We start from the raw sequence: 7304 nt of genomic DNA, 5'->3' as shown, positions 1-7304 counted from the left end.
CGGGGAAAGGTTCACATGGCTCAGTTCTCAGTGGAAATTATCCGCCGGCCCGGCTCACTTCTGGGTGGAAATCAACAGTCAAAGATCTTTCGCACTTTCGTTTTTCACGCGACGACGGCTCCTTGTGCTTGATGCGCGAATAGCGGGGTCATGTTCATGAATTTGCGGGTCGACCATTGCGTGCCTGCGATGTGGCGGCAATTGCAACGGGAGGGTCTCACTGTTGCCCGCTGCACGGTCGACCGGCTGATGAAGAGTATCGCTATTCAAGGTATAATCCGGGGAAAGCCGCACTAAACCACGGTGCCCGACAAGAAGGCCCCGTGCCCGCTGGGCAAGGTAAACAGGCAATTCCGTGTGCCCGCGCCCAACATGCTCTGGGTCAGCGATTTCACATATGTTGCCACCTGGAAAGGGTTCGCCTATGTCGCCTCCGTTGTCGATGCCTATGCCCGCAAGATCGTTGGTCCCCTCTCGGCAGATTTGGCATGGCCAAATCGCCTGCCGGTCAATGGGTCGTGTCAGCACCTCGGCGCATGAAGGGTGCGTTTTCGATGCTCTGAGCAGGAGGTTCACGAGCGGCGGCCGACAAAGGAGATGGGGCTTGTTCACCACTCCGACCGCGGCTGCCAATACCTGTCGATCAAATACACAGAGCGGTTGGGAGAAGCTGGTATCGAGCCCTTTGTCGGCAGCGTCGGAGACATTTGTGACAATACCCTGGCCGGGACGACAAACTGTTTGTTCAAAGCCGCGGTCATTCACCGCCGCGCCATTGGCGCAACTTCGAGGCAGTGGAATAAGAAACACTCGAATGGGTGGACTGGTTCAACAACCGTCCTTTGCTTGAGCCTATCGGGAACATTCCGCCGGCAGAGGCAGAGGCCAGTTTCTACGCCTCTCTGGAAACTGAGGACATTGCCGTGTAACCAACTGAAATCAGCCTCCGGCAATCCCGCTGCGGTTCAATCCACCGCTTCGGCCCGCCCGAGATCGTGAATACGGATCAGGGTAGTCAGTTTACGTCCTTTGCCTGGATCGACCGCTTGCGTCGATCCGGCGTGTGCATCTTGATGGACGGCAGGGCCGGTTTCTTGGCAACATCTTTGTTGAGCAGCTCTGGCGGTCGCTGAAAGACGAATGCGTCTACTTGTACGCTTGGGAAACTGGATCAGAGACCAAATCCGGTGTCGGAAAGCGGATCGAGTTCTAAAACCGCAAGCGCCCGCAATCCGCCCTTGGAGGCAAACCCCCGGTCGCGGTCTATTGGCTTAAGAAAAGACGAAACCCAACCCGGTTGGCAGGAGCAAAGAGTAGCTTAAACTAAGTGGAATTCCGCCCAAGGATTGGGGGTAGCTCAATCAACGGGGCAAGGCTTCTACGAAGCTGGCTGCAACTCTGCCCTGTACAGCACCAGCCTGGCCGCTCTGGTCCTCGCGAACGCATGGCGATCAAATGATCGCACCCCGGACCTTTGCCGAAACCCATTCGCTCAACACAACAGCGGCGAGGATGACCAAAAGGATCAGGCTGACCTGAGGCCAGGCGAGGACATTGAGCGAAGCGGAAAGTTGGAGTCCGATGCCGCCTGCGCCGACCAGTCCCAACACTGTGGATTCGCGAATGTTGATGTCCCACCGGAACACTGCGATCCCGGCAAATGCCGGAAGAATCTGTGGAACGATGCCATAGGCCATGACCTGCCAGCGGCTTGCACCCGTGGCCGTAATCGCCTCGACCTGGGTTTCGTCGATTTCCTCAATGGCTTCGTACAGGAGCTTGGCACAGAACCCGACCGAGCGGATGGCGATCGCGATGATGCCGGCAAATACGCCTGGTCCGATTATCGCGATAAGTAGGAGCGCCCAGATCAGTGAGTTGATCGAACGGGTGGAGACGATGATCAGCAGTGCAATCGGCCTGATGAACAGGGCCGAAGGTGTCGTGTTCCGGGCAGCCATGAAGGCGATGGGCACGGCAATGGCCAGTGCCATCATTGTTCCCATCGTGGCAATATTCAACGTGTCCCAGATCGGGCGGCCCAATTGCCAGATGTATTCCCAGCGCGGCGGTGTCGCGCGGGTCCAGATGTCGCCCGCAATGCGCGGCGCATCCCAGACGAAGAACCAGGTGGTCGATTCCGAGATGCGCTGCCAGCAATACATGAACACCGCGACACCGATCAGCCAGGCCGTCCAGACGACAAGGGCCTGATTGGTCGTGCGCTTGCGCCAGACGGCGGTGCCGTTTCTTTCGGATACCGGCATTATTGCACCCTCGCCCGGATGATGCCCGACAGGTATTCGAGCGCCATGACAACCACGATGATCAGGATGAGGATGGCCGCCGCTGTGTCGTATTCATAACGGTCAAAGGCCGTGTTCAGCGTTGCCCCAATGCCGCCCGCGCCAACCAGGCCAAGGATCGCGCTTTCCCTGAAGTTGATATCGACGCGATACATGGACAAACCAATCAGGCGCGGCATGACCTGGGGCTGCACCCCGTAGTTTATCCATTGCAGCCAGCTTGCCCCGCTGGCCCGCACCGCTTCGGCCTGGACCCGGTCCATCGCCTCGATATCCTCGGCCAGAAGCTTGGAGAGGAACCCGATTGTCGCAAAGCTGAGCGTCAGGAATCCTGCAAGCGGGCCGAAGCCGAAGATTGCCACAAGCAGGATGGCCACGATGATCTCCTGCAATGCGCGGCTGATCGCCACGATCCCACGGCATACCAGATAGACGGGCAATGGCGCGACGTTCCGCGCCGCCCCCAGGCCGATGGGAATGGACAGGGCGATGCCCACGACCGAAGCCGCCACGGTCATGATCAGGCTTTCGACCATGCCCTCCCAGATATCGCCGCCCCGGCCAAAGAAATCGGGGCTGGTAAAGGCAAGGACGAAAGCCCAGCCGCGCTCCAGCCCTTCATACACCCGGGCCCAATTAACCTCGACCGTCATGTATGAGGCAATCAGATACGCGACGAAGCCCGTCCATAGGGTCCATCGCAACCAGGGGCGACGGATCAACCGTGGCTTGCGCCATCGGCTTCCTAGCAAATCGTCAAGCTCTCGGTGTGTATGTGTCGTGCCTGCTGTCGATGGTGTCATTCTACGGCACCTTCGTCGTCGTCTTCGACCTTCTGGATGGTCGCCTCCCAGTCTTCTTCGCCGTAAATCTGCGTCAGGACTTCAGGGGTGAGTTCATCCGGGCGGCCGTCGAACACGATACTGCCAAGTTCGAGGCCTATGACGCGTTGAACGAACATCTGCGCCAGGGCGACGTCGTGAATGTTGATAATCGCCGCAAGCTTACGTTCCTGGCAAAGCTCTACAATCAGGCGCATGATCTGGCGGCTTGTTTTCGGATCAAGGCTGGCTGTCGGTTCGTCCACCAGCAAGAGCGCCGGGTTCTGGATCAGGGCCCGGCAAATGCCAATGCGTTGCCGTTGGCCTCCGGACAGTTCATCGGCCCGCTTGTCGGCCATGTGAAGCAGACCGACCCGGTCAAGCAAGCGGAAAGCTTCGTCGACATCGGCTTGCGGGTAGCGACGCAGAAAACTGCGCCAGAATCCGACATAACCCAGGCGCCCGGACAGAACGTTTTCCATTACCGTCAGGCGTTCGACAAGCGCATATTCCTGAAAGATCATTCCCATGCGCCGCCTTGCCTTGCGCAAGTTGCCCGGGCTCAGGCTGGTCAGTTCGGAAGTGCCCAGCCAGGCCTTGCCACTGCTTGGTTCAACAAGTCGGTTCACGCAGCGGATCAGTGTGGACTTTCCTGCGCCCGAAGGCCCGATCAGGGCAAGGACTTGTCCCTCGGGAACCTCGAGGTCGACAGCCTTCAGGGCTTGATCGCCGGTCTTGTAGGTCTTTGTCAGCTTTTCAAGCCGCAGCATGAGCGCTCCTTGCCTTGTGGGGCATGGTTGATTTGCGGGAAGCGTTGCAAACGCCCCGATGGGGCGCTTGCAAGATGGGTCTGATTACTCGCAGGCGTAGCTCACGCCGTTGGCGGCGTCGATCTTGCGAATGACTTCCCAGAACTCCTTGTATGTGATCGGGATGAATTGGCCCTCGTCTGACTTGGAGAACTCGGCCTCGAGCGACGTACCTTCCCAGTTGAAGTTGAAGAAGGCGTTCCGGATTTTCTCTTGCAGTTCAGGCGTCAGGTTGTGGGCGGTGCCATACCCGGTGGTCGGGAAGGTCTGCGACTTGTAGAGAGACACAAGTTGGTCGGACTTGACCACGTCGCGGCTGATCATTCGGTGCATGACCGAGTTCGCAATAGAAGCGGCAGGATAATCCTTGTTCGCAACGCCCAAGATCGAGTTGTCATGCTTGCCCGAAAAGACAGGTTCGAAATCCCGCTCAGGGATCATGTCGTAATCGGCCTTGAGAATGGCAGAAGGCGCCTTGAAGCCCGAATTCGACGTGGGCGAGGTGAAGGCAAGCTGCTTTCCCTTGATGTCCTCGACCTTTTCGATGCCAGATCCGGGGTAGGTGATAATCTCCATCTCATAGCCGAAGCTGCCGTCCTTGGAGGCCATGATGGCGAAAGAGCGGAAGCCTGCGCAGTTCACCGCCAGCGGGTTCGACCCGGTGTTGAAGCCCGCTATGTGAAGTCGCCCCGATCGCATGGCCTCGATCTGGGCCGCGTTGTTCTGAACCGGGAAGAACACCACGCTCTTGCCGGTTTCCTTTTCCAGATGCGTCAGGAAATCCGACCATGCAGACTTGTAGACGGCCGGATCCTCGACCGGTGTGAACGCAAAAATGAGCGTATCCGGGTCGACGAGTTGCGCGGGATCGGTGGGAATGTCGGCGATCAAATCGCCATCGGCATCGCAAAACCGCTTGTCCAGATCGCCGCGTGGACAGTCCTGGGCCGCAGCCATGCTGCCGAATGACACAAGTACTGCGGCTGAGGCGCCGAGTAGAAGGTTGCTTATGGTATTCATATCTCTCTCCCTGGTGTGCCTTCATTCTGCTTTGTGAAATTTCTTGAGTCTACATTTTGGTTTCATTCCCTCTGTAAACTCGGAAGCCGCCACAGCGGTCGCCGGACCAGTCAGGTCGATTTACGGTTTGTGGGAAAGGGGTCTCTCTGGCACAAACCGGGCGCAGGGATTGGGGGAAAGCTAACGAAACCGGATAAAAGCGTGTGTTTCTGGGATATTAAATGCGTCGATTGACGGGCGACTACACCTGGCCCGCAAGTTTGAAACTCGGTCATTTGCAGGATGGCAACCCGTACCGCTTCGCGCTCAAAGGTTGTCAGGCGACAGGATTGCTAAACGGCCGGAGCAACCAAAAGTGCCCGTCTGTCTTCCATTCGGCAAAGGATACAGGCCGCACTCACGGATTTTGTGATTCACGGATATGCGTCTAGGGATCACACCAACAGGTCGATCACCTCGCTCCCGATCTGGAGGTTGATCGAGGACTGGCCTTCGCCATCGACCAGCGCCCACATGATCTGGCCTGTGGGCCGGTAGATCACGAAGGCCTCCTGCACCGCGTCGTCGCCAGCCCGCTCGCCCGCAGCGTTCTGGGTGTGGTTGAAGTTCACCTGGAACTGGTCGCGGATGGCGGATCCGATGCCAAAGAGCAGCACGTCGCCCTCGGCGGCACTATAGTCCTGCACCCAGTCCGAGCCGTGACCGCTGGCGCCCACGTGGAAGAACTTGTCCGCGCCCGTGCCGCCGTTGATCCGGTCGTGCCCGAACCCGCCGTTGACGAAGTCGTCGCCCGCGCCGCCGAACACCAGATCGGAGAAAGCAGAGCCGGTGATCACGTCGTCGCCGTCCTGACCCTGGATCTCGTCGACGCCAAAGCCGCCCGCGATGGTGTCATTGCCGCCCTGTCCGTAGACGAGGTCATTGCCCGCACCGGCATCAATCGAATCGTTGCCCTCACCGGCATAGATCACGTCGCGCAGATCGCCCTCGCCCGGCCCGCCGATGATCACATCATCGCCGTCACCGCCGTTGAGCGTATCGGCCCCGATGCCGCCGTCGAGCGTATCCGCACCGCCCGCGCCCAACAGGCGGTCGTTGCCCTCGAACCCGTACAGCAAGTCGTTGCACGTGGTGCCGGTCAGCACATCGTCATATTCCGTGCCGGTCAGACCACCACCGCTGTCCGCGACGGCACCGATCTGCTCCGTAGTCAGGGACCGATCCGCGAAATCGAACTGTTCCACCCCACGGACCAGATCCTGTTCTGCTCCGGCACTCAGAAGATAGCCATCGCCGTTTCTCTGAATTTTGTATGCCGTACTGGGGCAGGAGAAAATGGCAACATCAAACCCGCCCCCACCATCCAGCGTGTCATTGCCATCGCCTCCGTAAAGGTGGTCATTTCCAGCCCCCCCGTTCAGCCGGTTGTCGCCGTCCGATCCGGTCACGAAATCATTGCCCATTCCGCCCGCGGCGTTCTCGATCACGGCACCGAACGCGATGGCCACGTCGTCAAACGAGCCGAAACGCGAAAAGCTGCCTGGTACCAGGCTGAGCGACACCGGACCGGCATAGGTCGAGGCATCGAGCCAGTCTTCGCCCCCGGCGTCCCAGATCACGTCCACCCCTGGCACGCGGGGACCGGTGTAGCGGTCGTCTCGGGTATTGTAGCCAGCGTTCGCCCCCCACCTGTCCTGCAAGGCCAAAACGTCGAACACGGCGAGGCTTTCGGGAGCGGTCGCAGTGTCCGGGTTTGCATCGTAGGACATCACCGTGAACTTCCAGTTGTCGTATTCTTCCGGCAATTGGGGAATTCCAGTGTCGCCGGAACCGCTCGCTTCGACGGGGTGTTTCAGCCCCAGCGCGTGCCCCAGTTCATGCAGGATCAGCCAGTGCTGGCCCGATGCCAGATCCAGCGAGTTGTCATAGACCGCGAAGCCATCGTAGCTTGCCAATGTGCCGTCGGACCAGGCGGAATAGGAGTAACCGCCGTATCCAATCGTATTCCCGGGGATGTCGACCTTTCCGATGTTGATATCTGGATCCGGATCGCCGATGACTTCGGTGAAGCGCACATTGATAACCGCTTCAAGGTGGTCCAAAACCTGCCGGATCTGGGCCTTTTCCGCCGCGTTCATTACCTGCCACCCGCTGAAGGTCCGGCCCAGGTCCGGCGGTTGAACCATCGCCTCGAACTGATAGGTGAGCGTGTAAGGCGCCTGTGCCGAGGTGTTGATCGGCCCGGACAACAGCGAGAAAGGGAACTGGAGCCCTTGCAGAATTTCCGCTTCAGTCAGCACCGTGTACCTGCGTCTATGTTTTTTCTGGTTTCCGACACGCTAATCGAC

General features: G+C 59.0%; 5 protein-coding genes and 1 pseudogene. 1 reads left to right on the top strand and 5 read right to left on the bottom strand.

What is annotated here, in order from left to right; genetic code table 11:
• Positions 1-189: 189 nt before the first annotated feature.
• Positions 190-929, top strand: a pseudogene (locus G0P99_RS24800) (IS3 family transposase); the annotation flags it as partial.
• Between the two features lie 522 nt (positions 930-1451).
• On the opposite strand, the gene phnE (G0P99_RS12505) reads toward G0P99_RS24800, so the two are convergent.
• The 5 genes from phnE (G0P99_RS12505) to G0P99_RS24790 all read right to left on the bottom strand — a co-directional run bounded on the left by phnE (G0P99_RS12505) (position 1452) and on the right by G0P99_RS24790 (position 7256).
• Positions 1452-2267 (bottom strand): phosphonate ABC transporter, permease protein PhnE, encoded by an 816-nt coding sequence (phnE, locus tag G0P99_RS12505; protein ID WP_164130262.1) that lies wholly within the window; start codon positions 2265-2267, stop codon positions 1452-1454.
• Positions 2267-3109, bottom strand: coding sequence for a phosphonate ABC transporter, permease protein PhnE (gene phnE / locus G0P99_RS12500; RefSeq protein ID WP_164130260.1), 843 nt, complete (start codon positions 3107-3109; stop codon positions 2267-2269). Before phnE (G0P99_RS12500) ends, phnE (G0P99_RS12505) begins: the two co-directional genes overlap by 1 nt.
• The gene (phnC, locus tag G0P99_RS12495) at positions 3106-3897 is read right to left on the bottom strand and encodes a phosphonate ABC transporter ATP-binding protein (protein WP_164130258.1); all 792 of its coding nucleotides are present in this window, start codon (positions 3895-3897) and stop codon (positions 3106-3108) included. The genes phnE (G0P99_RS12500) and phnC overlap by 4 nt, the downstream gene beginning before the upstream one ends.
• Before the next feature lie 84 nt (positions 3898-3981).
• On the bottom strand, positions 3982-4956 hold the full coding sequence (phnD, locus tag G0P99_RS12490) for a phosphate/phosphite/phosphonate ABC transporter substrate-binding protein (RefSeq protein WP_164130256.1): 975 nt from the start codon (positions 4954-4956) through the stop codon (positions 3982-3984).
• Positions 4957-5390: 434 nt separating this feature from the next.
• On the bottom strand, positions 5391-7256 hold the full coding sequence (locus G0P99_RS24790; protein WP_370462775.1) for a M10 family metallopeptidase: 1866 nt from the start codon (positions 7254-7256) through the stop codon (positions 5391-5393).
• Positions 7257-7304: the final 48 nt, after the last annotated feature.

The sequence above is a fragment of the Ruegeria sp. PrR005 genome (genome assembly GCF_010500245.1).
GTDB classification, from domain to species: domain Bacteria; phylum Pseudomonadota; class Alphaproteobacteria; order Rhodobacterales; family Rhodobacteraceae; genus Ruegeria_B; species Ruegeria_B marisflavi.
The sequence above is the reverse complement of the archived record's forward strand: the minus strand, read 5'-3'. Positions and strand labels throughout refer to the sequence as shown.

Bases quoted from the DNA above. Each gene is read 5' to 3' on its own strand.
- phnE (WP_164130262.1), bottom strand. From the start codon at position 2,267: ATGCCGGTATCCGAAAGAAACGGCACCGCCGTCTGGCGCAAGCGCACG.
- phnE (WP_164130260.1), bottom strand. From the start codon at position 3,109: ATGACACCATCGACAGCAGGCACGACACATACACACCGAGAGCTTGAC.
- phnC (WP_164130258.1), bottom strand. From the start codon at position 3,897: ATGCTGCGGCTTGAAAAGCTGACAAAGACCTACAAGACCGGCGATCAA.
- phnD (WP_164130256.1), bottom strand. From the start codon at position 4,956: ATGAATACCATAAGCAACCTTCTACTCGGCGCCTCAGCCGCAGTACTT.